The organism is Corynebacterium sp. SA-MJD20WY100 (genome assembly GCF_039822565.1).
In the GTDB taxonomy this organism is placed as follows: domain Bacteria; phylum Actinomycetota; class Actinomycetes; order Mycobacteriales; family Mycobacteriaceae; genus Corynebacterium; species Corynebacterium phoceense_A.
In genome coordinates this window covers 1-24,498 of sequence record NZ_JBCJKS010000002.1, presented here as the reverse complement: position 1 = coordinate 24,498, position 24,498 = coordinate 1, and the positions used below count along the sequence as shown (strand labels likewise).

At 64.9% G+C, this 24,498-nt stretch carries 20 protein-coding genes; 12 read left to right on the top strand and 8 right to left on the bottom strand.

Translation table 11 applies throughout. The features are described 5' to 3' along the window. The first annotated feature begins 24 nt into the window (after positions 1 to 24). From ABJ196_RS01345 to ABJ196_RS01325, 5 genes are read left to right on the top strand one after another with little or no spacing between them, the layout of a single operon-like run. Entirely contained in the window at positions 25 to 744 is a 720-nt protein-coding gene (locus ABJ196_RS01345; protein ID WP_347304893.1) for an NUDIX domain-containing protein, read from the top strand. 13 nt (positions 745 to 757) lie between these two features. Continuing rightward, complete coding sequence (nadA, locus tag ABJ196_RS01340; RefSeq protein WP_347304892.1) at positions 758 to 1,987, top strand: quinolinate synthase NadA; 1,230 nt, start codon at positions 758 to 760, stop codon at positions 1,985 to 1,987. Then, entirely contained in the window at positions 1,988 to 3,544 is a 1,557-nt protein-coding gene (locus ABJ196_RS01335; protein WP_347304891.1) for an FAD-binding protein, read from the top strand. Then, positions 3,538 to 4,380: a carboxylating nicotinate-nucleotide diphosphorylase gene (nadC, locus tag ABJ196_RS01330; protein ID WP_347304890.1), complete on the top strand. Its 843-nt coding sequence runs from the start codon at positions 3,538 to 3,540 to the stop codon at positions 4,378 to 4,380. Before ABJ196_RS01335 ends, nadC begins: the two co-directional genes overlap by 7 nt. Further along, positions 4,380 to 5,498, top strand: coding sequence for an aminotransferase class V-fold PLP-dependent enzyme (locus tag ABJ196_RS01325; RefSeq protein ID WP_347305017.1), 1,119 nt, complete (start codon positions 4,380 to 4,382; stop codon positions 5,496 to 5,498). Before nadC ends, ABJ196_RS01325 begins: the two co-directional genes overlap by 1 nt. Here ABJ196_RS01325 and ABJ196_RS01320 read toward each other — a convergent pair. Further along, positions 5,483 to 6,706 carry an MFS transporter gene (locus tag ABJ196_RS01320; protein WP_347304889.1) on the bottom strand — a complete coding sequence of 408 codons (1,224 nt, stop codon included), beginning with the start codon at positions 6,704 to 6,706 and terminating at the stop codon, positions 5,483 to 5,485. The two genes, ABJ196_RS01325 and ABJ196_RS01320, sit on opposite strands and share 16 nt — an antisense overlap. Before the next feature lie 93 nt (positions 6,707 to 6,799). Between ABJ196_RS01320 and ABJ196_RS01315 the strand changes: the two genes are divergently transcribed. The 3 genes from ABJ196_RS01315 (at position 6,800) to ABJ196_RS01305 (ending at position 8,327) form a co-directional block, all read left to right on the top strand. After that, on the top strand, positions 6,800 to 7,213 hold the full coding sequence (locus ABJ196_RS01315) for a YccF domain-containing protein (protein ID WP_347304888.1): 414 nt from the start codon (positions 6,800 to 6,802) through the stop codon (positions 7,211 to 7,213). An 85-nt stretch (positions 7,214 to 7,298) separates the two neighbouring features. Beyond that, the gene (locus ABJ196_RS01310) at positions 7,299 to 7,712 is read left to right on the top strand and encodes a hypothetical protein (protein WP_347304887.1); all 414 of its coding nucleotides are present in this window, start codon (positions 7,299 to 7,301) and stop codon (positions 7,710 to 7,712) included. Between the two features lie 486 nt (positions 7,713 to 8,198). After that, positions 8,199 to 8,327: a hypothetical protein gene (locus ABJ196_RS01305; protein ID WP_347304886.1), complete on the top strand. Its 129-nt coding sequence runs from the start codon at positions 8,199 to 8,201 to the stop codon at positions 8,325 to 8,327. A gap of 86 nt (positions 8,328 to 8,413) precedes the next feature. Here the strand turns inward: ABJ196_RS01305 and pgi are convergent, their stop codons facing one another. Continuing rightward, positions 8,414 to 10,045: a glucose-6-phosphate isomerase gene (pgi, locus tag ABJ196_RS01300; RefSeq protein ID WP_347304885.1), complete on the bottom strand. Its 1,632-nt coding sequence runs from the start codon at positions 10,043 to 10,045 to the stop codon at positions 8,414 to 8,416. 136 nt (positions 10,046 to 10,181) lie between these two features. Continuing rightward, positions 10,182 to 10,556 (bottom strand): chorismate mutase, encoded by a 375-nt coding sequence (locus ABJ196_RS01295; protein WP_257069202.1) that lies wholly within the window; start codon positions 10,554 to 10,556, stop codon positions 10,182 to 10,184. A 107-nt stretch (positions 10,557 to 10,663) separates the two neighbouring features. On the opposite strand from ABJ196_RS01295, the gene pcrA reads away from it, so the two are divergent. Beyond that, positions 10,664 to 13,300: a DNA helicase PcrA gene (gene pcrA, locus ABJ196_RS01290; RefSeq protein ID WP_347304884.1), complete on the top strand. Its 2,637-nt coding sequence runs from the start codon at positions 10,664 to 10,666 to the stop codon at positions 13,298 to 13,300. Between the two features lie 26 nt (positions 13,301 to 13,326). On the opposite strand, the gene ABJ196_RS01285 is transcribed toward pcrA, so the two are convergent. The 5 genes from ABJ196_RS01285 to ABJ196_RS01265 form a co-directional block, all read right to left on the bottom strand. Then, entirely contained in the window at positions 13,327 to 14,082 is a 756-nt protein-coding gene (locus ABJ196_RS01285) for a M23 family metallopeptidase (RefSeq protein WP_347304883.1), read from the bottom strand. A gap of 437 nt (positions 14,083 to 14,519) precedes the next feature. Continuing rightward, a complete protein-coding gene (locus tag ABJ196_RS01280) occupies positions 14,520 to 17,378 on the bottom strand; it encodes an FtsX-like permease family protein (RefSeq protein WP_347304882.1) in 2,859 nt (952 codons plus the stop codon). Continuing rightward, positions 17,378 to 18,109: an ABC transporter ATP-binding protein gene (locus ABJ196_RS01275; RefSeq protein WP_347304881.1), complete on the bottom strand. Its 732-nt coding sequence runs from the start codon at positions 18,107 to 18,109 to the stop codon at positions 17,378 to 17,380. Before ABJ196_RS01275 ends, ABJ196_RS01280 begins: the two co-directional genes overlap by 1 nt. Beyond that, positions 18,106 to 18,648, bottom strand: a complete 543-nt coding sequence (locus ABJ196_RS01270) for a helix-turn-helix transcriptional regulator (protein ID WP_347304880.1) — start codon at positions 18,646 to 18,648, stop codon at positions 18,106 to 18,108. Before ABJ196_RS01270 ends, ABJ196_RS01275 begins: the two co-directional genes overlap by 4 nt. Positions 18,649 to 19,127: 479 nt before the next feature. Further along, positions 19,128 to 19,892, bottom strand: a complete 765-nt coding sequence (locus ABJ196_RS01265; protein WP_347304879.1) for a M23 family metallopeptidase — start codon at positions 19,890 to 19,892, stop codon at positions 19,128 to 19,130. Between the two features lie 369 nt (positions 19,893 to 20,261). On the opposite strand from ABJ196_RS01265, the gene ABJ196_RS01260 reads away from it, so the two are divergent. Genes ABJ196_RS01260 through purH form a run of 3 tightly spaced genes read left to right on the top strand, consistent with a single transcriptional unit; the run spans position 20,262 to position 24,260 of the window. Then, on the top strand, positions 20,262 to 22,055 hold the full coding sequence (locus ABJ196_RS01260; RefSeq protein WP_347304878.1) for a DUF6350 family protein: 1,794 nt from the start codon (positions 20,262 to 20,264) through the stop codon (positions 22,053 to 22,055). Between the two features lie 41 nt (positions 22,056 to 22,096). After that, the gene (gene purN / locus ABJ196_RS01255; protein ID WP_347305016.1) at positions 22,097 to 22,690 is read left to right on the top strand and encodes a phosphoribosylglycinamide formyltransferase; all 594 of its coding nucleotides are present in this window, start codon (positions 22,097 to 22,099) and stop codon (positions 22,688 to 22,690) included. A 37-nt stretch (positions 22,691 to 22,727) separates the two neighbouring features. Beyond that, on the top strand, positions 22,728 to 24,260 hold the full coding sequence (purH, locus tag ABJ196_RS01250; protein WP_347304877.1) for a bifunctional phosphoribosylaminoimidazolecarboxamide formyltransferase/IMP cyclohydrolase: 1,533 nt from the start codon (positions 22,728 to 22,730) through the stop codon (positions 24,258 to 24,260). The last annotated feature ends 238 nt before the right edge of the window (positions 24,261 to 24,498 follow it).

Below are 24,498 nucleotides of genomic sequence, written 5' to 3'. Positions count from 1 at the left end.
ACTAAAAGTGGAGGTGAGCGGCCCATGAGCGACTGGCAGAAACTCAACGTCGCGGAGCGGCGGCGGCAGTCGCCGCGCGTCGCCGTGTCCACCGTGGCCTTTGCGCTGCGGCCACCGGCGCATGCGCGTGCCCACGCCAAAGACGAGGAGCAGGGCCTGTGGCTTCCCCTCGTGCGCCGCGTGCGTGCACCCTTCAAAGATGCGTGGGCGCTGCCCGGCGGGCCCACCGCCTGGAACCAGACGCTCACGCAGACCGCGCACGCGACCCTTGTGGCAGCCACGCGCATCGAGCCTAGCTACCTGGAGCAGCTCTACTCCTTCGGCTCGGTCGAACGCAGCGCGGATGCCGAGCGCCTTGTCACCATCGCCTATTGGGCGCAGTACAGCGCGCGCGATGCCGCAGGCGCCACCGCCGCGGCCGGGGAGGACGCCAACGTCGCGTGGTTCCGCGCCGACGCCCTGCCGGATCTCGCCTTCGACCACGGGGAGATCATCGCGACGGCGCTCACAAGGCTGCGCTCGCGCACGGCGTATGCCGCCGTGGCGCACCGCTTCCTCGACCCCGAGTTCACGCTCGCGCAACTGCGCGAAGTCCACGAGATCATCCTCGGCCACCCGTTGGATCCGGCGAATTTCCGAAGACAGATGCTGGCGTCGAAGACGTTGGAAGAAACCGGCCACTCCCTGGCGGGCGTGAAGCATCGACCCGCAAAAACCTACAGATACCGCCCCGAAGAAGACTAGAAAGAAGACCACCATGCCCAGCGTGCGCGAACTCATCAGGCTTGCCGCAAAGGACGAAGCCTGCGGCACCGATCTTGCCCAAGACCCGTGGGCGCTTAATCAGGACTCGAGCTACGGCCCGGGCGCCTCCATCGCGGACCCGTTCCCTGTAGATGCGCCGCACCAGAGCGCACTGCCGGAGCGCTACACCCAAGCCAGCCCCGAGGAACTCGACGCCATGATCGCCGCGGCGAAGGAAACTTTGGGCGAACGCGTGAAGATCCTCGGGCACTTCTACCAGCGCGACGAGGTCGTGACATACGCAGACTTCGTGGGCGACTCCTTCAACCTGGCGAAAGCCGCGAAGGCGCATCCGGAAGCAGACGCCTTCGTCTTCTGCGGCGTGCACTTCATGGCGGAGACCGCAGATATCCTCTCGGGCGCGGACCAGGCTGTCATCCTGCCTAATCTCGCTGCGGGGTGCTCCATGGCGGATATGGCAACGCTCGCGCAGGTCGAGCGCGCTTGGACTGACATCACGGCGGCCATCGAGGCGCCCGTCCCGGTGACGTACATGAACTCGGCCGCGAATATCAAGGCCTTCTGCGGCCGCAACGGAGGCATCGTGTGCACCTCCTCGAACGCCACGACGGTCCTCGAGTGGGCCTTCGAGCAGGGCCAGCGCGTGCTCTTCCTGCCGGATCAGCATCTGGGCCGCAATTCCGCGCACGTCATGGGCATCCCGGACGAGGAGATCGTGCTGTGGAACCCGCGGAAGGGCCTCACCCCGGAGGAGCTCGAGCGCGCTCGCGTCATCGTGTGGGATGGTTTCTGCTCCGTGCACAAGCGCTTTACCGTCGCTCAGATTGAGCGCGCCCGCGCCGAGTTCCCCGGCGTGCGCGTCATCGTCCACCCCGAGTGCCCGGCACCCGTCGTGCAGGCTGCCGATGCCGCCGGTTCCACCGAGCTCATTCGCCGCGAGGTCGCAGCCTCCCGGCCGGGCGACGTGCTCGCCATCGGCACGGAGATCAACCTCGTCAGTCGCCTCGCCGCGCAGTACCCGGACCGCACCATCTTCTGCCTCGACCCGGTGGTCTGCCCGTGCTCGACGATGTACCGCATCCATCCGGCCTACCTCGCGTGGACCCTCGAGTCCCTCGTCGCTGGCGAGATACCCAACCGCATCACGGTCGACGACGCGGTGGCAGCCGATGCCCGCGTCGCCCTCGAACGCATGCTCGCCGCCCGTCCGAAGGTGGCTTAGATGCGTCACGTTCTCGTTGTCGGCTCCGGCGTTGCGGGCATGAGCGCGGCGCTTGCCGCCCACGCCGCGGGCGCACACGTCACGCTCGCCTATCCTGGCCCCTCCATTCAGGGAAGCGCGGGCAGCACGCAGCTTGCCCAAGGCGGAATTGCAGCGGCCCTCGCCCCGGCGGATACCTGGCAGTCGCACCTCGCCGATACCTTGGCCGCGGGTGCAGGTCTCGTCGACGAGTGCGCCGCCCGCGAGCTCGTGCGCCGCGGCCGGGGGCGCGTCCGTGCGCTGCTCGACGCAGGTTTCCCTGCCGACCGCCACGGTGACGGGAGGCTGGACCAAGGACTGGAGGCCGCGCATGCCTTCTCGCGCATTATCCATGCGGGCGGCGACCGCACAGGCGCGTCGCTCCATGAGTTCCTGCGCGGCGAGATCGCGCGAACCCCTGGGATCACCCAGCTACCGGAGTGCGCGCTGCATTCGCTCGTCCTGCGCGACGGCGTCGTGACCGGCGCGAAAACGAACCGGGGCATCCTGCTTGGCGATGCCGTCGTCCTCGCCACCGGCGGATATTGCGGGGTATACCCGCGCTCGACCGGCGCGCCCAGAGCCACCGGCCAAGGCCTTCTCGCCGCCGCGCGGGCCGGTGCGCTCGTCGCGGACATGGAATTCGTGCAGTTCCATCCCACGGTGCTCGAAGGCACGCGCCACCTCATCTCCGAGGCCGTGCGCGGCGCCGGTGCCGTGCTTCGCGACGACGCGGGCCGGCGCTTTATGCTCGACGTGGACCCGCGCGGGGAGCTCGCGCCGCGTGACGTCGTGGCGGCTGCCATCTTTCGTGCGCAGAATGCGACGGGTGGGCATATCTGGCTCGACGCCACGGCCGTCGAGGGCAACGAGCCTGGTCGCCTCGCGGCTGAATTTCCCGGCATCTCCTGCATGCTCGCTGCCGCAGGCTATGACTGGACGCGCGAACCCGTGCCCGTCGCGCCAGCCGCGCACTATTCAATGGGCGGCGTCGCCACGGATATCCATGGACGCACGAGCGTGCCGGGACTCTACGCCGCTGGCGAGGTCGCGAATACTGGCGTGCACGGCGCTAACCGCTTGGCCTCGAATTCGCTGCTTGAAGGCCTCGTCTTTGGCGACGCAGCAGGCCACGCGGCCGCCGCAGATCCCACCGCGGCCGCAAGCGGAGAGTGGCGCTTCGACGATTCGCGACTGCAGGGTGCCGTCATGGACGTCGCCCCAGCCGCCCCAGCCGCCCCAGCCGCCCCGGCCACACGGGCCGGCAACGGCACGCTGGCTGACGCCCAGCATGCCATCGCGGCAGGCCTTGGCATCGAGCGCGATGGGGAGGGCATTCGCGACGCCGCCGCCACCTTGGCGACCGTGACGGATGAGACGGCGGCGGACGTGGTGGGCATCGGAAAGCTCATCGCCGCGGGCGCACTGGAGCGCACCGAGTCGCGTGGCGCCCATCAACGCACCGATTATCCGCACACCGACCCGCGTCAGGTACACGCCCGCGCGCAGCGACTGAAAGCTGAGGTCACCGCATGCTAACTTCCGAGACCATCCGTACTGCGGTCGCCGCGGCCCTGCGCGAGGATGCGCCGTGGGGCGATACCACGGCCGAGGCCGCGATCCCGGCGGAGGCAACGCTGCGCGTGGCCGTCGTCGCGCGTGAGCCCGGCATCTTCGCCGGTGGTGCCGTCATCGAAGAAGTCTTCCGCCAGGTGAGCGTCGCCGTGGCGGAGCTCGCTCCTGAGGGCACGCGCTTTGCCGCGGGCGAGCGCCTGGCCGTGGTGGAGGGACCGGCGCGGGCAATTCTCACGGCAGAGCGCACGGCGCTCAACTTCGCACAACGCATGAGCGCTATTGCGACCCTCACCGCGCGCTTCGTGGAGCTCGCGGGACCTGCACGCATCGCAGATACCCGCAAGACGACGCCGGGCCTGCGCGCATTCGAAAAGCACGCGGTGCGCGTGGGCGGCGGGACGAACCACCGCTTCGGGCTCTCGGACGCGGTGATGGTGAAGGATAACCATCTGGCGGCGCTCGGCGTGGCGCAGGCTTCGGCCACGGAATTGACGGCGGCGCTGCGCGGACTGCGCGAGCGGGTGGGACATACAACGTCGATCATCGTGGAGGTCGACCGCCTGGACCAGGTCGAGGCCGTTGTGAACGCGGGCGTCGACACGATCTTGCTTGATAACTTCACGCTCGCGGATGTACGGGCGGCGGTGGAGCTCATCGCAGGCCGTGTGATCGTGGAGGCGAGCGGTAACGTCACTCTCGAGACGGCTGCAGAGATCGCGGCGACGGGCGTGGATGTCATTTCCGTCGGCGCAATCACTCACAGCGCGGGCGTGCTCGACTTGGGGCTCGACGAGCTGTGATGTACCTCGATGCCGCGGCGACGGCGCCGCTGCGCCCCGAGGCGCGCGCCGCGATGGAGCGCGTGTGGGACGCAGGGCAGGCGAATGCCTCGAGCCTGCATGCCGCGGGCGCGGCGGCGCGCCGGGAACTCGAGCATGCGCGGGAGACGGTCGCCGCAACTTTCGGCGTGGCGCCGGAAGGCGTGGTCTTTACCTCGGGCGGGACCGAGTCGAATAACTTAGGCGTCCTCGGTCTGGCGCTGGCGCACCCACGCGGGCGCCGGATTGTGACGACGCGCATTGAGCATTCCGCAGTGGCGCAGTCGGTCGCCTACCTGGAGCGCATGCACGGCTTCGCGGTCGACTATGCGGACGTCGACGCGACGGGACGCGTGGAGATGGGGGAGCTGGCGCTGGAGACGACGCTCGTTGCGATAGGCGCGGCGAACTCGGATATCGGAACCGTGCAGGACGTCGCTGCGGTGGTGGAGCGCGCTCACGCGGTGGGGGCGCTGGTCCACCTCGATGCGGTTCAAGCCGCGGTCGCGTTGCCCTTTAGCCTTGCGGCGGACGGGTGGCCGGGACCGGGACCGGATGCGGTGGCGCTGGCCTCCCACAAATTTGGCGGCCCGCAGGGCGTGGGCGCGCTGCTTCTGCAGCGGGCGGTGGAGCTTGAGCCGTTGCTCCATGGCGGCGCTCAGGAAGGAGGGCGGCGCGCCGGGACGGAGAATGTTGCAGGCATTGCAGGATTTGCGGCGGCCGTGGCGGCGCACCGGCGTGACGTCGCACAGCGCGCGGTGGTGCTCATGAACAGCCGGGATGCGCTCATCGCCGCGGTGCTGGAGCGGGTGCCGAGTGCGCGGCTCACGGGGCACCCGGAGGAACGTCTGCCTGGACATGCCTCGTTTGTCGTCGACGGCGTCTCCGGCGACGCGCTGCTGGTGGCTCTGGACGCGGCGGGAGTGGCGGCATCGGCAGGCTCAGCGTGCGGGCAGGGGACCTCGCCGGTGCTGACGGCCTTGGGCCTGAACGAGGAGGAAGCCCTGCGCTTTAGCTTGTCGCGGCCGCTGGAGGAGCGGGAAATTGCGCTCATTACCGGGGTGATGGCGCGAGAGGTCGCGCGTTATGCGGGGAGCTGATCCTCGACATAGGTCTGGCGAGACGCGAAGTAGCCGGCGACGAGGGTAACGAGGCCGATGGCGGCCATCACCGCGAGGGGAATGAAGAAGGAGCCGGTCGCCTCGTGTGCCGCGCCGGTGAGCAGGGGACCGAGCGAGGCAAAGGTGTAGCCCACACCCTGGCCGAAAGAGGTGAGCGCGGTGGCGCCCTCGAGGGTGCGTGCCCTGATATTGACGAGCACCATGCCCATGGGGAAGATGACGGTACCGACGGCGGCGAGCGTGACCCAGAGCCACGGCGCTGCGAGCGGGGCGAAAGCAAGGCCCAACAGCGCGGCAGAAAAGAAGACCGCGGACATGATGACGACGGGGAAGACGTTGGCCAAACGACCTGCCAGCCACGGGCCGACGAGTGTGACAGGAATGCCCAGCGCGCTGAAGATGGCGAGCATATTCGCCCCATACTGCGCGGTCTGGCCAGCGTTGGTGAAGATCTGCGGGATGAACGTCATCATCGTGTAGGCCACCAGCGAATTGGAGCCGAACATGAAGGCCAGACCGACGCCGATGGTGGTGCGCCACACCGGCAGACGGAAGTTGGGCTCGGGCGCGGTGTCGATGGGGTTCGGGCCGCGGTGGATGAGCAGCGGCATCCAACTCACTGCCGCGATGGCGGCGAGCACACCCCAGGAGCCAAGCGAAATCTGCCAGCCGGGCAGGCCCATGTTCTCCGCCCAGTCCATCATGGGCACGGCGACAATGGGTGCTGTGGCGAGCATGATCTGACTCGACATCATGAAGGTGAGCGACATGCTGGGCACGTGACGCGGGAAGTATTCGCGCACGACAAGTGGCATGGTCGCGTTGAGGATGCCGATGGCAAACAGCGCGATGAGTGAGCCGACGAGCAACAGCCACTCGTTGGGATAGACGACGCGCAGCAGCTGGCCCACGGCGGTAAGCCCGAGCGAGAGGAGCATCATCTCGCTGAGCGTGAAGCGTTCCTTGATGCGGGGGAGTACGAACGCCGATGCCGCGAACATTGCCGTGGGTACCGTGCCGATGATGCCAACCATGGTTCCGCTCATGCCGGTGGAGGCTTGGATCTCCGGAATGAGTGGGGAGATCGCCGTGATGACGGAGCGCAAATTCACCGCGGTCAGGATGATAGCGATGAGTGCAGTGATGCGCGGATAGCGGATGTTCTTTGGCGGGGTAGGTGTGCTCATGACGGTGCTTAATCTTAGGCGCTGGTGACGCTGGCGGCGATCCGAGCGTTCCACCCCCGCGCCCTGCAGGTCTGTGCGGCTAGGCTGGGGCTCATGAAGACGATTCTCAACGTGATTTGGTTTATCTCCGGCGGCTTCCTGCTCGCCTTGGGCTACTTCCTGGCAGGCATCCTCGCCTGCATCTTCGTGGTCACCATCCCCATGGGCGTGGCCTCGTTCCGCATGGCACGCTTTGCCCTGTGGCCCTTTGGCAAGACCGTCGTGCAGCCTGCCCGAGGCACCGGCGGCATGTCGGCCGTCTCCAACGTGGTGTGGTTTCTCGTTGCAGGTCTCTGGCTGGCCATCGGCCACGTCGCCACCGCGCTCGCGCAGACCGTGACCATCGTGGGTATCCCGGTGGCCCTGGCTAACCTCAAGATGATCCCGGTGACCTGCTTCCCGTTCGGCCGCAAGATCGTGGACTCGGATGAAATCCCGCACGGCTGGGAGCCCATGATCAAGCTCTAAGAGTTTTCTCCAGAAACCGGTTTTCGGCAGCGGAAATGGGATAGGCTGAGGATAACCTAATTTTCATTTTTACAAGGAGTTCGTCATGCCTGGTTTTAGCCAGGATAAGCTGCAACAGCTCGCCGGCCCTGCCGCCGCGGTGGTCGCGCTCATCATCACGCTGATCGCCTCCCTCGTGCCGGGACTCGGCTCAAGCGCCCCGACCGAGACGAAGGGCACCGTCATCTTCACCGTCGTGGACCGCGCCGGCCTTCCCATGCGGTGTTCCTACACGAGCACGTGGCCGGAGATCCAGACCAAGGAACTCAAATTCACCGCGGAGAACGGCACCGTGGGCTTCGACGCCCCAGCCGGCACCACCGTGGACGTGACCTTCAACTGCCCGGCCGGCAAGGCCACTGCCAGCGCCACCGCACCGGAGAACGGCGTCGCACAGAAGAAGGTCACTGTGGACGGCTTTGCGTTGAGCTCGAAGGAAGAGGGATCGAGCGCAGCGTAAACACAGTTCAAACTGGAAATGTAGGGACGTCACGGTTGATGTGGGCGTCCCTCTTTCTTATAGACACCTCCGCGCGCACCGAGGGTAAAAGTCTCGATGACGAATTGTCCTTGGTCAACGGTGTACACCACGTGGTACCTTCCCACGCGGATGCGATAGCCCTCTCGCCTTTGGAGTTTCTCGTAGCCCGTGGGGGCACGGATCAGTCTCGAGAGCATCGATGGCATCCTGCAGGGCGGAGTACGCAGCGGGATTACCGCGGCGAATTGGGCCTCACTATTGATGAAAGTCGCTTTACCGGGAAGCGGACGATCGTTACCCGCAATGGGAAACGCGTTGCGGCAATCGTTCCCGTCAGTGATCTAGAAAGGCTTGAGGAGTTCGCATCCTTCCTTTGCTGGTCATTGCGACGTTCTATGTAAGCCAGGTGACAGGCTGGGGCGGGGTGGCGTCCTCTAAATGAGGTAAGGCGTGCCGTAGAGCGAGGTGACTTCGGACGGAGTGATTCTCAACGTCGTGGGGTACATGGCGTTCTACTTCGTCCTCGTGTTGCCTCTCTTCTTGGTCCGCAGGCACTTGTGGGATAAGAAGCAGCAGGACCCGTCCCAATCCTAAAAAGAAACTCTCAGTTCCACCGCGATGGTGAACTGAGAGTTTCTCCTTTGCGCGCTACTGGCGAGGACGAAACGCGCGATGTAGTCTTAGCGGTTCTGGCGGTACCAGCGCACGAGCTCGTCGGTGGAGGTGTCGCCGGAGTTGACCTCTTCCTTACCGGAGACAGCCGGGGCCAGGTCATTCGCCTGCTGCTTGCCCAGCTCCACGCCCCACTGGTCGAAGGAGTTGATGTGCCAGATCATGCCCTCCGTGAACACGATGTGCTCGTAGAGGGCGATGAGCGCGCCGAGGGCGTGCGGGGTGAGCTCCTCGGCGACCAGCGTGGTGGTGGGGCGGTTGCCCGGCATGACCTTGTGGGGGACGACCTCGGGGTCGACGCCTTCGTTGGCGATCTCCTCGGCGGTCTTACCAAAAGCCAGGACCTTGGTCTGCGCGAAGAAGTTGCCCATGAGCAGGTCGTGCATGGAACCCGAACCGTCCGCCGTGGGGAAGTCCTCACGCGGGCGGGCAAAGCCAATAAAGTCAGCCGGGATGAGGTGAGTGCCCTGGTGCATGAGCTGGAAGAAGGCATGCTGGCCGTTGGTGCCCGGCTCGCCGAAGTAAATCTCGCCGGTGTTGTAGTCCACATCCTTGCCGCCGCGGCACACGGACTTGCCGTTGGACTCCATGGTCAGCTGCTGCAGGTACGCAGGGAAGCGGGCGAGATCCTGGGAGTAGGGGAGCACGGCGTGCGTCTGCGCACCCAGGAAGTCGGTGTACCAGACGCCGAGCAGACCCATGAGGACCGGAACGTTCTCCTCGAGCGGCGCGGTGCGGAAGTGCTTATCCATGGCATGCATGCCAGCGAGGAACTCGCGGAAGTTCTCCGGGCCGATGGCGGCCATGAGCGACAGGCCAATGGCGGAGTCAACGGAGTAGCGGCCGCCCACCCAGTTCCAGAATCCAAACATGTTCGCGGTATCGATGCCGAACTCGGCGACCTTCTCCGCGTTGGTGGACACGGCGACGAAGTGCTTGGCGATGGCCTCGGTATCGCCGTCGTAGGCCTCGAGCATCCAGCGGCGTGCCGCGTGGGCGTTGGTGAGGGTTTCCTGCGTGGTGAAGGTCTTGGAGGCGACGATAAACAGGGTGGTCTCCGGATCGAGATCCGCGAGGTTGGCCGCCATATCGGAGGGGTCGACGTTGGAGACGAAGCGCGCCTCAATATCGCCGGCGAGGTAGGTGCGCAGTGCCTTGTAGGCCATGGCCGGGCCGAGGTCCGAGCCGCCAATACCGATATTGACGACGGTCTTAATCTTCTTACCGGAGTGGCCGGTCCAGGAGCCGTTGTGCAGGGAGGCGACGAAGCCTTCCATGCGGTTGAGCACTTCCTGGACATCGGCGTCCACGTCCTGGCCATCGACGGTGAGCGTGGTGCCCGCCGGAGCACGCAGTGCGGTATGGAGGACGGCACGGTCCTCGGTGGAGTTGAGGTGCTCGCCCGCAAACATCTTGTCGCGGGAAGACTCGATGCCCGCCGCGTGGGCCATGTCGAGGAGCGCGTCACGCACAGCGTCGTCGATGAGGTTCTTCGACAGATCGACGTGCCAGCCAGCGGCGTCGAACGTCCAGTTCTTCGTGCGGTTGGGATCTGTGGCGAAGAGCTCACGCAGATTCGGGCGCGGAGCTGCGGCGAGCTCGGTGAGAGCGTTCCACTGAGGGTTCGACGTAATGGACATAAGGCGGTGCCTTCCTTCGCTTATTCAGGCGGGGTCTTTTACGTCTTCCTACCGTAGTCCAAAAGTTTCACGCACGAGCGGGCAAAGATAGCGAAAGATGGTGCCCGATCGGGGATTTTCGCCACAGTGCTCGTGTCTAGCCCAGGCGCCCGCGGCCCATGCGTAGCAACGCTGACGCAATGGCAGGGCCTTCCTCGCCCAGCTCATCGCGGAATTGGTTGATGATCTGCACCTCGCGGGTGTGGACCAGGCGCGTGCCGCCGGAGCTCATGCGCGTGCGCCCGATGGCTTGGGAGACCTGTTGGCGGCGCTTGGCGGCGTCGAGGATGATCCGGTCCATGCGGTTGATCTCCTCGCGGTAGCGCTGGATCTCCGCGTCGGAGAGGGGATCGTCCGTGCCGGACGGCATGCGGACGTCAAAGTCAGACTCGACGTTCGGGGTGGTCGTGCCGGTTTCAGGGATGTCGGTGCCCTCGGGCAAATCGGTACCGGAGTTAGTGTCAGCGCTCATGCGCTCATAATGTAGTCGCGGACACACCAAAAGCCAAGCATAGGGGCGGGTGTTTGGGCGTGGGGAACGACTCGTGTCGGCGCCTGCTAGTACGGTTGTAAGCCATCATGGATAACGCGTCTCCTTTTAACTCGAACCCTGCCGCGACGTCGGACTCCGGCTCCACGCCCAATGCCGGCCAGAATCCCTTTGGCGGAGATAGCGCCGCGCGTGCGTCCCAGGCACCCGTGCCGGGCTTCCGTCCGCGCACCCAGGGCGGTTTCGGCGCGCCCGCGGGCGCTGCAGAGGCCGCCGATAACGGCCAGCCAGCGGGGGAGGACCCGCTCGTTGCGGGTCTCAACCCCCAGCAGAAAGAAGCCGTGGAGCACATCGGTGCGCCGCTGCTCATTGTGGCCGGCGCGGGCTCAGGCAAGACGGCGGTGCTTACGCGCCGCATCGCGTACCTCATGCATCGCCGCGGCGTGCAGCCGTGGCAGATCCTCGCCATCACGTTTACCAACAAGGCGGCGGCGGAAATGAAAGAGCGCGTGGGGCAGCTCGTAGGTCCCGTTGCGGAGCGCATGTGGGTCTCCACGTTCCACTCCATCTGTGTGCGCATCCTGCGCCAGAACGCGCAGCTTGTGCCGGGGCTGAACACGAACTTCACGATCTACGACGGCGACGACGCGCGCCGGCTGCTCACCATGATTGCCAAGGACATGCAGCTGGACCTGAAGAAATACACCGGCCGCGTCCTCGCTAACCAGATTTCGAATCACAAGAATGAGCTCGTCGGTCCGGAGGAGGCGCTCGCGGAGGCCTCGAAGACGAAGAACCCGTTCGATACAACAGTCGCGCAGGTCTTCGCCGAGTACCAGCGCCGCCTGCGCGCGGCCAACGCCGTGGACTTCGATGACCTCATTGGTGAGGTCGTGCGCATCTTCACCCAGCACCCGCAGGTGGTGGATTTCTATCGTCGGCGTTTCCGCCATGTGCTCATTGACGAGTATCAGGACACCAACCACGCGCAGTACCGTCTCGTCTCCGCGTTGGTCGGCGATGGCGTGGCACCCAATCCGGAACTGTGCGTCGTAGGCGACTCGGACCAATCCATCTACGCCTTCCGTGGGGCGACCATTCGCAATATCGAGGAATTCGAGCGCGACTACCCGCAGGCGCGCACCATTCTGCTCGAGCAGAACTACCGCTCGACGCAGAATATCCTCAACGCCGCGAACGCCGTCATCGCGCAGAACGAGCACCGCCGCGAGAAGAACCTGTGGACCGCCCACGGTGAGGGTGCCAAGATCATCGGTTACGTCGCGGACAACGAGCACGATGAGGCCCGGTTCATCGCCCAGGAGATCGACCAGCTCGCGGATAGCGGACGCAACTACTCCGATATCGCGGTCATGTACCGCACGAACAACGCGTCGCGCGCGGTGGAGGATATTTTCATGCGCTCGGGCATCCCGTACAAGGTGGTCGGCGGCACGCGCTTCTACGAGCGTCGTGAGATCCGCGATATCGTGGCCTACCTGCGCATCATGGATAACCCGGATGACACGGTGAGCCTGCGCCGCATTATCAACGTGCCTAAGCGTGCGATCGGCGACGCAGCCCAGGGCCACATTGCGGTCCATGCGGACAATATGGGGGTGAGCTTTGGCCGCGCGCTTGTCGATGCCGCCGTGGACAAGGTCCCAGGCCTCGGCGCCCGTGCACGCAACGCGGTGGGGCGCTTCAATGAGATGATGGATGGCCTGCGCGCACAGCTGCCGGGCATGACCAATGAGGTGACAGGGCAGCCAGATCTGGGCGAGCTCATCACGGCGATCCTCGAGGCGACGGGATATAAAGAACAGCTCGAGCAGTCGAATGATCCACAGGATGGTGCGCGCCTCGATAACCTCAACGAGTTGGTGTCCGTCGCGCGCGAGTTCTCCTCGGAGGCCGCGAACCAGATGGCGTTTATGGATGACGACGATAAGGACTTGCTCGCGCAGGCCCAAGAAGAAGGAGAAGCCGCGCCGGGTTCCCTGCAAGCCTTCCTGGAGAAGGTCTCGCTGGTCGCTGACGCGGATCAGATTCCGGACTCCGAACAGGGAGTCGTGACACTCATGACGCTGCATACCGCCAAGGGCTTGGAGTTCCCAGTCGTCTTCCTCACCGGCTGGGAGGACGGCCAATTCCCGCACATGCGCTCCCTCGGAGACCCGAAGGAACTGAGCGAAGAACGCCGTCTGGCGTATGTCGGCATCACGCGTGCCCGTGAGCAGCTGTATCTCACTCGAGCAATTCTGCGTTCGTCGTGGGGCAATCCTTTAACGAACCCGGCCAGCCGCTTCCTCGGCGAGATCCCGGAGGATCTCATCGACTGGCGCCGTGAAGAGCCCGATTCCAGTTTGTCCAGCTCTGGTCACGGAGCTGGAGCGTGGGGCAGTGGTGGAGACGATTATTCTTATGGCCGCAGCTTCGGCCGTGACTGGTCGGGATACGGGAGCAGCCGCGGTGGCGGCTCGCGTGGCTCCGGGTCGTCCGCGTCTTCCCCAACGCAGCGGCGCCGTGAACCGTCCTCGTCCATGCCAAAGAACAAGAATCTTCACCTTGAGGTCGGCGACCGCGTCAACCATGCCAAGTACGGACTCGGCAAGGTGGTGGCCGCCAGTGGCACCGGCGCTCGCGCGACGGTGACCATTGATTTCGGCTCGGCGGGCACGGTCCGACTCATGCTCATCGGTGGTGTGCCGATGGAAAAGCTTTAGACCGTGCCCGGTAAGCCGGGCTGCAACTAGAAGTTGATGCCCTGCTCAGCGAACCAGGCCTGCGGATCCACCGGCGTGGTGCCGTCCGGGTGAATCTCGAAGTGCAGGTGCGGGCCGGTGGACTGTCCCTCGCTGCCGATGGACGCAATCTGCTGGCCGGCGCTCACGCGCTCACCCACGCCCACGAGTAGGGAGCTGGCCTGCATGTGGCCGTAGACCGACACGGAGCCGTCGTCGTGCTGGACGCGAATCCAGTTGCCGAAGCCCTGTGCGGGGCCCGAGCTGATGACGGTGCCGTCCATGACGGAGACAATCGGTGTGCCAATCGGGTTGGCGATGTCGATGCCGTTGTGCATTGCACCCCAGCGCTGGCCGAAGCCGGAGGTGTAGGTACCCGAGGTCGGGAAGACCACCGTGGCACCGGAGGCCGTGCGGCCGCGCATGCTCGTGTTGAGCGTGCTCGTACCCGTCGACGGAGCGAAAGCCTCAGACAGGCCCGGCACGATGGACGGGTCCAGCACGATGTTGAGCTCGTTGGTCTCTGCTTTGTAATCGATAGTCGGCACAACGCCCTCGTTGAGGACGCCGTTCGCCGCCTGAGCAAAGCCGATGGCGGCGCCCAGGAGGCCAGCACCGTCCACGGTTCCGTTCGACTCCGACTGGGACGACCCTTGCGAGACGTTGAAGGAGGCAACCGGGGTGTGCGCCGTGGCGGCCGGGGCGACGCCGAGCGCCGCGATGAGCGCGGCGGCGGCGAGGCCCGTGCGGTGGGTGCGCTTCATAAAAAGAGTCCTTTTCGAGTTGGACAAATTCCAAAAAAATTACTGCCAGTGGCCGTCGGCGTGTCGCTCCACGATTTCCGGCCACGTTATGGCAACGGAATAAAAGCTATCCCGTGGGGCCGCCATTGGCAACACCTCAAAATATGCAGGTAAATGCCCCAAGTTCGAAAACTATTCGAACATGCCAGCGTGTTACACGTGTTACTGATGTGAAAGGTGTTACAACTGTGAAGTCTCGGTTTAGCGAACGGGGGTAGGGGGTGGGGGTGACTCAATATCGTCTTTGTAACATTTGGCATCCTTCCAGCTCATCGGCTTCTTTGAACGCTGCATGCACAAGAAATCCCTGCGCACGCGAGAGTGTGCAGGGAAATTCTGTGGGCATCGGCGTGTCGCTACCGCGCGCCCTGTGGCGAGCCTGCGATGGCGCCTGCGTGCTAAACGAGCGAGCGCTCGGCCTCGCGTCCTGGAAGCAGATCGGCTCGGTCGCGTCCCTGTGCGTCGAGCCGTGGGCGGTGGACCCACCACGCGAGTGCCGCCGTGACGAGGGGAACGACCACGCCGACGGCCATCATGAGCCACGACGGTTGGTAGTACGGAAGGCTGCCCCATCGGTACACCTCACCCGCAATGGTGTGGGCGTCGCGGGTAGTGGAGAAGAAGGCGCCCACATGTCCGGCGAGGATGCCCGTCCACAGTCCCAGGGCGGCGACGAGTCCCGCCTGCAGGGCCGCGACCTTGGCGGCGAAGCCGGGAGCTGCGCCAAGCGAGGCGAAGACTCGGGACTCGCGACGAATGCCGGCGGCGGCGAGCGCGATGACGAGTGCCAACGCGATGAAGGACAGACCTGCGACTGCGGCGGCGAACGGCCATGTCGGCGGATTGTAGGACCTGTAGACCGCGGAGGAATACCCGTACGCCAGGGGAGCAGGGGAGTTGCCTTCCTCATCCCAGCCATAAATGTCCTCACGAATGGTGTTGTCCTGGCGGCGCGTGATGGGGTCATCGGTAAGCAAGGCAGTACCGGCATAGATGACCTTGACTCCTAGCTCACGCGCGGCATCCTCGCTCACGAGGGTGAGCGGCCCAGCGTGGAGCGGCAGAGCCTCCGCTACGGGAAGCTCCTTGCGTGCTTCTTTCGTTGCTTCCTCCCATGCGTAGCTACCGTCATCGGCAGTCTCGACGGCGTCGTAGCGCTTGGACACGACCTCAGTGGTCTTCGCGTCGGCCAAGCCGTGTCCCTTGTTGATGACCACGCCGCCGGCGCGCAGCGTTGCCGCCGCACGGTCGCGATCCTCGGGTGAGTCGAACTTAATAAGCGAGAACAGATCCTCGATGGTGTCCTGGGACGCGACGATGAGACGGTTGCCCAGGGGCGACTCGGAGGTATATGAAGTGGTGCCAGCCAGCGTGGACAGGCAGGCACGCGCGGCGTCCGGATCGATGTCGGTTGTGCGCCCCTGCGCGTCGGCATACACCACGGCGCTCGGGTCATCGGTGAACGCAGTGGCGCACTCCGCGGCCGCGGGAACATACAGCTGCGTCGAGCTGTCGTCTGGGTCGTAAGGTTCACGCCGCGCGTCCGCATCGAGTGCGTAGACGTCGACTTCCTTGGTTGGGCCGAGGTGTGGCGCGATGCGACCGATGCCCTCGCGGGCAGCCTCCTGGGAGTCCGCATCGACAAAGGCGACATTGCTCGGCGTGTACGTCGCGGCTATGGCCTGGCCTTGGGCATCATCGGTGCGCATCGAGACGACACCACCCACCACGAGCGTGGTGAGCGCGGCGATGGCCGCCACAGCGGGCAGCGTGTGGAGCGAGCGGCGCGTGAGCCCGCGGCCGGCGGTGCGCAGCGCGACGGGAGCGCGGCGTGTAGTGCGCGCGACCCAGAAGACGAGCGCCGGGATGCTTAAGGTCATTGCCACGAGACCGACGAAGACGATGATGACCCACCAGTCTTCCCTGGAGGCATAGTGGCGGCGTCCTGGGGTGTGGGCGAACCATAGGACGAGAGCGCCAATGGTCGTGAGTACAAGCAGGGCCGGCCCGCATGCCATCCACCAGCGCCAGCGAACCATGCGGTCAGGCGTGCCGCCCGCCAGAGCTCCAGCGAGTGAATTACGCGCGGTGAGATAGGCGGGCACCGCGGCTGCGGTGATCGAGCCGAGTACGGCGACAAGCCACGCGACGCCGATGTTTATCCACGGGATGTGCACGCTCCACCCGGGGCTCGCGATAGCCCACCATGCCCAGCCGATGCTGCCGCCGAGGACCACGCCGAGCGTGGCGCCGATGGCACCGGCGAAGAGCGCGAAGACCAAGACCGCGGCCGCGATGTGCCAGCGCGACGCACCCTGGGCGGAGAGCATCGCGAACAGTCGCGTGTGGCGAGCGAGCGCCAGCGAGAACACGGGCGAAATAAACAGAACGATAAGCAGTGCGAAGACCGCGTAGAATGCCAGCGCGCTGAGGATTGCCAGCGCAATCTGGCCCGGTGTCCAGCCGGCCCAGGCCGTCGTCGCGGCACTCGCGTGGTCCGGATTGATCTCAGGGGCGTCGGCCGGCGGATGCTTGGCCAAGTCGTTGCTTAGCAGCATGCCGCCGCGCGCGTTGACGTATTCGACATCGGCCCACGAGATCTCCCCGCGCGGCCGGTAGAGCCACGTCACCGTGGCTTCCGCATTGGTCTGGAGGTCGACCTCGCGGTCGTAGAGCGCGCCGTCGATGACGAGCGATTGATAGGAAGGCGAGATCGCAGCGACGGTGAGCGTGCGCGTCGTTCCATCGGACAGAGCCGTGGTGACGGAATCGCCGACAGAGATATCCATCGACTCCGCGGAGAACTTGTCGAGGAAGATCTCATCAGGCCCCAGCGATGTAGGGAGATCCTCAGGCAGGAAGTCCGGGGAAAGCTGCACGATGGGAGAGTAGTACGTACCCGTCGGCGAGGTATCTGCGCCCTTCGCAACGTCTACGGTGAACTCCAGCTGGCGACCAATCTCGATGGAGTCGGGGACGACGGCCTCGGCATCGGAATACGCGGTGGGCGTGCGCTGAGCGCCGGTGCACGAGCCCGAGTACACGCCCGGTTCCTGCTCGCAGGTCACGCCTTCGATGGCGAGTTGTTCACCAATCGCGGGACTGGCAAGACGCCCGCTGCCGGAGGCGTCGTTAATGGCCAGCGCAACGACGGCTGCGATGGGCAGCGCGATGAGCAACACCGCGGCGATGAGCCGTCCGGGCGCGCGGAACATGTCGCGCCGGGTGGCGCGGGTGGCGGCGGCAAGAGAAGACATTATTTCTCCTCCTGCCCCGGGCGCACGGCCTGTGGCGCGCCCGGTTCGCTGAGGCGGCCATCGCGGACCATGACGACGCGGTCGGCCCACGCGGCGAAGCGTGGCTCGTGCGTAACGAGGAGTCCGGAGGCACCGGCGTCAATGCGCGCGCGCAGGACGTTCATCACGTCCTCGCCCGTGGCGGTATCAAGCGCGCCCGTGGGCTCGTCCGCGAGGAGGACGCGGCGCGGGCCAATGAGCGCACGCGCGATGGCGACGCGCTGGGCCTGGCCGCCGGAGATTTCCTCGGGGTAGCGATCGGCAAACCCTGCGCCGTCGAGGCCGACCTCGGAGAGGGCGGCATCGGCAAGCTCGCGGCAGCGGGAGGGGGACTCTCCGTCGAGCTCAAGCGGCAGCGTGACATTCTCGCCGACGGTGAGCGTGGAGACAAGATTGAAGTTCTGGAAAACGAAGCCCAAGTGCTTGCGGCGAGCCTGGGCGGCGCGACGCGCGGAGAAGTCCGCGGTGTCGACGCCCTCGATGAGCACGCGACCGGAGGTGGGGCGTAGGAGGAGGCCTGCGACATTGAGCAATGTCGACTTACCGGATCCGGAGGGGCCCATGACGGCGACGAGCTCGCCGGGGTGTAGCTCGAGCGAAGCGAAGTCGAGTGCAGTGACTTGGCGGGCGCCGGTGCCGAAGACGCACGTGACGTCCTGGAGCTCGAGGGGGAGCGGAGAGGCGGCATTCATCGGTGTTCATCCTCCTGTGCGTGGGTGGAAAGGGAAGCGAGCGCTTCGACGCGGTCGAGCCAGCGCAGTGTGGCTTCGAGCTCGAAGATGCGTTTCTCTGAAGCGAGACGGTGAGCGCTGCGCACCTGGGGCATGTCGCGCTGTGCGGCGGTGAGCTCACGGACGGCCTGGAGCGTGGCGAAGCGTTGGTTATCGAGGAGCGAGACGAGATCGATCTCGGGACGGTGTGCGGCGAGCGCGACTTTGATGACGAGCTCGTCGCGGTCAGCCGCCGGCGGGAGGACGGGCGCGTTGAACCAGCGGTGCAGTTCTGCGCGGCCTTCCTCTGTGATGGCGTACTGATCGGCCTTGCGCCCAGTGGGGCCGGTGGTGGTGCCCGACTGAGCGATGAGCTCGTCGCGCTCCAACCGGGTGAGCGTTTGGGCGACCTGTCCGATGTTGAGAGTGGATCCCGTTTCTTCCGCGTAGCCATGCTGCAGGGCGCTCGCGCTCGCCGGCGCGGCGGCGAGCAGGGCCAATAGTGAGTGTTTCACTGACATGACGGTCCTTCACGAAAGCGGTATGTGTACTGGTTATAGAGTTGGTTACTGGGTAACTCTAGGGGTAGATTACTGGGTAACCATTGGGCTATCAATGGCACTTGTGTTCGGTAATGCGATGTGGGGGTTTGTATAAATGCGCATGAGCGAGCTTCGTTTCGGGCTGTTTGAGCGGCACGTTGTTACCCCCGTTTGACACTAAAGTCGTGAATCTCCCCGGAGTAAAGCGGTGAAGCGGGGTGGTTCAGGGTGAAAATACTGACACGTCCACACGCGGCATGTGCATAAAAGTGATTTAACACACAGCTGCGGTCAGGGTCTTGTGTGGCCCTCTTTGTCTGTGATTGGGCGGGCCGAGGGGCCTGAATGTTCGGTGGCCATGGCTGCGTGCGGTGCTGTGGGAAGGGGTGAAAACGCCGAGTGCCCGCCTCCGTGAAGGAGGCGGGCACTCGGCGAAAGTAGAAGTGTGAGGCGCTTATTTAGACGTTGATACCGCGCTCGGCGAGCCATGCGGCCGGGTCGACCGGGGTCGTGCCGTCCGGGTGGATCTCGAAGTGGAGGTGGGAACCGGTGGAGAAGCCCAGGGAACCCATGCCAGCGATCTTCTGGCCAGCGGTGACGTGCTCGCCGACGGCGACGTCGAGGGTCTGCATGTGGCCGTAGACGGACACGGAGCCGTCCTCGTGCTTGATGCGGATCCACTGGCCGTAGCCGGAAGCCGGGCCCGAGTCGATGACGGTGCCGTCCATGACGGCGAGGATCGGGGTGCCCAGGGAGTTGGCGATATCGATGCCGTAGTGGAAGGAGCCCCAGCGCGGGCCGAACGGCGAGGTGAAAGCGCCCTCGGCCGGGCGAGCGACAGATGGCGCACGAGCCGCTTCATCGGCAGCGTGGCGGGCCTCGGATGCCTGGATGGCGGTGTTGAGCTGCTCGTCCAGGTTGGACACCGGCTTGACCTCGGCAAGGTTGAGGACCTGCGGGGCGGTGGTGATGGCGGTCATTGCGTCATCGGCAGACTGCTGCAGCTGCTCCTGAGCGTCGCCCAGCGGGTTGGTCGTAGCGGCGAGCTTGACGTCCTGAGTCTCGGAACCGGACTGCAGCTGTGCGGCCGTGGCGCCACCAACACCTGCGGATGAGACGGCACCCGCGGCGACGGTGAAGAGCGCGATGCGGCCCTTTGCGGTCTGTGCGGTAGCGATCTTGCGGTGGCGGCCGGAGCCGGCGCGCTGAGTCGTGCTTCGCATCTAATTTCTTCTTTCTTGTCCTTCATTCGTTACCAGGCGCGAAACGTTACGATGCGCCCTGTAGGTTTACGAATTTGTGACCTACTTGTTATCAACGAAAGGTAACAATAGCGTCTCGATGAGGGCTGGGCAAGCCGCTTGAGCAGTTCTTAGTCGATTCTTAGCAATCCGCCGTCGCGATGGTAGCAATCTGATAGAAGCCTGTGTCGTATCTTTAGGGCGCATTCCGAACGGAAATTTCGTGTTTGATTACCCCCACCGCCGAGTCTCAACCTCTTCTTTACCCTTATATATAAGGAATAGAAAACGGGCGTCGCTCGTCGTGCCACCCGCGGCCCGCCGCTGGGTCGTGGCAAAGTGTTTTCCATCATGAGCAAGAACACCAGCCCCACCTCGCGCAGTCCTCGCCGCACGCATGCCACACCGGCCGCCGCCCGTGTCGCCTCCCGTGTGAGCGCCCGGAGCAAGGATAAGCAGGCCGCCGCCCCTCGCACCCTCGGTGCCCGCATCCGCCGGATGTTTTTTGCCGTCGCGCTTCCCGATGCCCTCGTGGCCGGCGTCATCATCGCCGTCGCCCTTGCGCTCGTGTTGCTCACCGGTTCGCCCGCGGCGTGGCTGCCCACCGCCATCGCCGAAGGGTGGATGGTTTCCACGCTCGGCTCGGCCAGCGCCGACGGAATCTCCATCGGCGTCGTTCCCGCGTTGCCAGCCTGCCTGCTCTTTGTCATGCTCGCCACGCGTGTGCATTCCTTGGTGAAGAAGCGGGTGAGCGTCAAGGACCTCCTTATTCTGTTGGGCTGCCTTATCGCGGTGCCCACCCTCCTCACGCTCATCGCGTGGTTCATGCTCTGGGATGCGGGCAAGGTCTATGACGTGGCGCCGCCGAGCCTGTTCACCACGCTGCCGCGCGTGTGGATCCTGCATCTCGCCGCCATGGCGGTGGGCATGGGGCCGCGTCTCTGGCGCGCGCTGGCTCGCCGCTACGGCGTGCCGCGCGTTGTTGTCGAAGCAGCGTCGACGGCGGGCCGCGTGCTCATCGGGTTCGCCACCGTGGCCGCACTCGTCTTCCTCGTCCTCTTTATCGTGCGCTTTGACGCGCAAGCCGCCATGCTCGCCGAATATCCGCAGCTGCCCGGTGTGGGCCTGGCGGGGCTTATCGCGCTGTCCATTCTTTATGTCCCTAACGCGATCGTCGCGACAGGCGCCGTGTTGCTCGGCTCCGAGTTCCACCTCGGCACCGCGAGCGTGAGTCTCTTCGATACAGTGCTCGTGCCTCTGCCGCCTCTGCCAATCCTGGCCGCCGTTCCCGCGCACTCCGCGTCCTGGGCCGTGGGCCTGCTCGCGCTGCCTGCCCTCGTTGCCGTTGCACTCTTTCTCCGTGCCCGCCCGAGCTTCGCCCACGCCGTACTCGCCGGCGTTTGGGCGGCATTCGGAGTGGTGCTCGCGTGCTACTTCACGTCCGGCGCCCTGGGCTACTACGGGCATGTCGGCCCCATGCTCTGGCTTGCGGCTGGCTTGGCCTTCCTGTGGACGGCCGTGCCCGGCCTCCTCGTTGCCGCCGGCTACTACTTCTTCGACCGCCGCGCCGCGGGTGCTGCTGTGGCGGAAGCGGACGAGGCATCCTCTGACGCGGAGTCGGTCATTGACGAAAGCGAAGTAGAGTCTGACTCCGCCGAGCTCGACGCAGAGTCGGAGGATTCGGCTGGCGATGCAGAAGCCGACGAAGCTGAGTCTGCTGAGACAGTCGATGAGGTCGCGGAAGATACCGATGCAAGCGATGGCGTCGCGGATTCGAAAGACGACGAGGCTTTCGGTGACGAGGTGAAAACCGACGCTGAACTCCACGCGGACGCGGAAGCTGACTCTGGCGCTGAGCCGGAGTCTGTTGATGACGCCGAAAGCCGGTCCGATGGAGAGGTCGAGGCCGAGGCCGAGGATCAGCGTGGCACGTCCGGGTCTGAGACCGCGGAAGTCACCGGTAAGAACGATGATGCGAGGGACAACGAGCCAGAAGTCGATGCTGCCGAGGACGAAGTCCTTGAAGGCGAGCTTCTCGACGTCGAGTCCTCTGATGATGAGGCCTTAGAAGGCGAGATCATCGAGGGCGAGATTGTCACTGATGAGGGCGCTGCGGAGGATAGAGACGCGGACACACAACGTTAGGCGGTGAAAAATTCCGCCATTGGGGTGTGACCGGCTACTCTATGTGTGTGACTTCGACACGTATCGCACCGCTTGAGATCGTTGTACTCGTCTCCGGCACCGGCTCACTGCTTCAGAACATCCTCGACCATCAAGACGACTCGTATCGTGTCGTCAAAGTTGTGGCCGACAAAGAATGTCAGGGCATCGAGCGAGCCGCCGCGGCTGGCATCCCCACGGAAGTGGTGGCGCTGGCCGAGGACCGCGAAGAATGGAACCACCGCCTGGTGGCTGCCGTAGGCAGCCCGGACGCGGTGGTTTCTGCCGGTTTTATGCGGATTTTGGGCGCGGCTTTCCTGGAGCGCTTCGAAGGGCGCACCATCAACACGCACCCGGCGCTGCTCCCGGCGTTCCCGGGCGCGCACGCCGTGCGCGACGCGCTGGCCTACGGGGTCAAAGTCACCGGTTCTACCGTCCATTTCGTCGACGCTGGTGTGGACACCGGCCGTATTATCGCCCAACGGCCCGTCATGGTCGAGCGCGGCGATGATGAAGCCGGCCTGCATGAGCGCATCAAAGTAGTTGAGCGCAAGCTCATCGTCGAGGTCCTGCGCGCAGCGCGCGTGGACGGCGACGCCCTTTCCATCGATCTCTAACACCGATCTTTATTACAAGGAAGATTTCACACAACCTATGACTGACGCCAAGCAGATCAAGCGTGCGCTTATCAGCGTCTACGACAAGACTGGACTCGAAGACTTGGCCCGTGCGCTCGACGCCGCGGGCGTGGAGATTGTCTCCACTGGCTCGACCGCGCAGAAGATTGCGGATCTGGGTATTGACGTGACCCCGGTGGAGAAGCTCACCGGCTTCCCGGAGTGCCTCGAAGGTCGCGTCAAGACCCTGCACCCGAAGGTCCACGCTGGCATCCTGGCCGATACCCGCAAGCCGGATCACCTCACACAGCTCGAGGAGCTTGGCGTTGAGGCTTTCCAGCTCGTCGTTGTCAACCTCTACCCGTTCCGTGAGACCGTTGCGTCCGGTGCTGACTTCGATGGCTGCGTCGAGCAGATCGACATCGGAGGCCCGTCCATGGTGCGCGCCGCCGCAAAGAACCACCCGTCCGTCGCCGTTGTCGTCGACCCGTCGCGTTACGCTGACGTCGCCGAGGCCGTGAAGAACGGTGGCTTCTCCCTCGAGGAGCGCCGCGCGCTTGCTCGTGACGCCTTCCTGCACACCGCTGACTACGACGCGGCCGTTTCCGCATGGTTCGTGGACCAGCTCACCGAGGGCGGCGCCACCACGACGCTGCGCTACGGCGAGAACTCCCACCAGTCCGCGACCGTTACCCGCGATGGCTCTGGCAAGGGCCTGGCCAACGCGGAGCAGCTGGGCGGCAAGGAGATGTCCTACAACAACTACCAGGATGCTGATGCCGCGTGGCGCGCCGCCTGGGATCACGAGCGTCCGTGTGTTGCCATCATCAAGCACGCCAACCCGTGCGGCATCGCCGTGTCTGATGAGTCCATCGCTGCGGCACACCGCGCCGCGCATGCGTGCGACCCGCTCTCCGCATTCGGCGGCGTCATCGCCGTCAACCGCGAGGTCACCAAAGAGATGGCCAAGCAGGTCAAGGACATCTTCACCGAGGTCATCGTCGCTCCATCCTACGAGGACGGCGCCGTGGAGATCCTCAAGGAGAAGAAGAACCTCCGCATCCTCGTTGCCGAGTACGAGGCTCCGGCAGAAGAAATCAAGCACATCTCCGGCGGCGTCCTGTGCCAGGAGCCGGATACTTACCAGGCCGAGGGCGATAAGCCGGAGAACTGGACGCTGGCCTGCGGTGAGCCGCTCAACGACGCTGACCTCGCCGAGCTTGAGTTCGCATGGCGCTCCGTGCGCTCTGTGAAGTCCAACGCCATCCTGCTGTCCAAGAACAACGCCTCCGTGGGCGTGGGCATGGGCCAGGTCAATCGCGTTGACTCCGCCAAGCTGGCCGTCGAGCGCGCCAACACCCTCGGCGAGGGTGAGCAGCGTGCCCGCGGCGCATTCGCGGCATCGGATGCTTTCTTCCCGTTCCCGGACGGCCTGGAGGTCCTCACCAACGCTGGCGTCAAGGCTGTCGTGCAGCCGGGCGGTTCGATTCGTGACGAGCAGGTCATCGAGGCTGCCAAGGCAGCCGGCGTGACCATGTACCTCACCGGTACCCGCCACTTCTTCCACTAATCCGCATTCCGGACTAGCGGTGTGATGTCTAGTGACTTCTTGGACTCGGAGTCCATTGACTTTTTGGACTCGGAGTCCAATTAGTTTTTTGACGCGGAGTCCAGGAAGTTTATGGACAGGATGTCTAACGACTTTTTGGACTCCGGCTTCTTGAGAATGTGGGGATGGCAATTCCCATTACTCTCCGCAAGAAGATAGCGGATTTCGACCCCATCCGTGAGGGCATCACGGTCCAGCA

Excerpts from the sequence above, each read along its gene's own strand:
- ABJ196_RS01345 (WP_347304893.1), top strand. The coding sequence starts at position 25 with ATGAGCGACTGGCAGAAACTCAACGTCGCGGAGCGGCGGCGGCAGTCG.
- nadA (WP_347304892.1), top strand. The coding sequence starts at position 758 with ATGCCCAGCGTGCGCGAACTCATCAGGCTTGCCGCAAAGGACGAAGCC.
- ABJ196_RS01335 (WP_347304891.1), top strand. The coding sequence starts at position 1,988 with ATGCGTCACGTTCTCGTTGTCGGCTCCGGCGTTGCGGGCATGAGCGCG.
- nadC (WP_347304890.1), top strand. The coding sequence starts at position 3,538 with ATGCTAACTTCCGAGACCATCCGTACTGCGGTCGCCGCGGCCCTGCGC.
- ABJ196_RS01325 (WP_347305017.1), top strand. The coding sequence starts at position 4,380 with ATGTACCTCGATGCCGCGGCGACGGCGCCGCTGCGCCCCGAGGCGCGC.
- ABJ196_RS01320 (WP_347304889.1), bottom strand. The coding sequence starts at position 6,706 with ATGAGCACACCTACCCCGCCAAAGAACATCCGCTATCCGCGCATCACT.
- ABJ196_RS01315 (WP_347304888.1), top strand. The coding sequence starts at position 6,800 with ATGAAGACGATTCTCAACGTGATTTGGTTTATCTCCGGCGGCTTCCTG.
- ABJ196_RS01310 (WP_347304887.1), top strand. The coding sequence starts at position 7,299 with ATGCCTGGTTTTAGCCAGGATAAGCTGCAACAGCTCGCCGGCCCTGCC.
- pgi (WP_347304885.1), bottom strand. The coding sequence starts at position 10,045 with ATGTCCATTACGTCGAACCCTCAGTGGAACGCTCTCACCGAGCTCGCC.
- ABJ196_RS01295 (WP_257069202.1), bottom strand. The coding sequence starts at position 10,556 with ATGAGCGCTGACACTAACTCCGGTACCGATTTGCCCGAGGGCACCGAC.
- pcrA (WP_347304884.1), top strand. The coding sequence starts at position 10,664 with ATGGATAACGCGTCTCCTTTTAACTCGAACCCTGCCGCGACGTCGGAC.
- ABJ196_RS01285 (WP_347304883.1), bottom strand. The coding sequence starts at position 14,082 with ATGAAGCGCACCCACCGCACGGGCCTCGCCGCCGCCGCGCTCATCGCG.
- ABJ196_RS01280 (WP_347304882.1), bottom strand. The coding sequence starts at position 17,378 with ATGTCTTCTCTTGCCGCCGCCACCCGCGCCACCCGGCGCGACATGTTC.
- ABJ196_RS01275 (WP_347304881.1), bottom strand. The coding sequence starts at position 18,109 with ATGAATGCCGCCTCTCCGCTCCCCCTCGAGCTCCAGGACGTCACGTGC.
- ABJ196_RS01270 (WP_347304880.1), bottom strand. The coding sequence starts at position 18,648 with ATGTCAGTGAAACACTCACTATTGGCCCTGCTCGCCGCCGCGCCGGCG.
- ABJ196_RS01265 (WP_347304879.1), bottom strand. The coding sequence starts at position 19,892 with ATGCGAAGCACGACTCAGCGCGCCGGCTCCGGCCGCCACCGCAAGATC.
- ABJ196_RS01260 (WP_347304878.1), top strand. The coding sequence starts at position 20,262 with ATGAGCAAGAACACCAGCCCCACCTCGCGCAGTCCTCGCCGCACGCAT.
- purN (WP_347305016.1), top strand. The coding sequence starts at position 22,097 with ATGTGTGTGACTTCGACACGTATCGCACCGCTTGAGATCGTTGTACTC.
- purH (WP_347304877.1), top strand. The coding sequence starts at position 22,728 with ATGACTGACGCCAAGCAGATCAAGCGTGCGCTTATCAGCGTCTACGAC.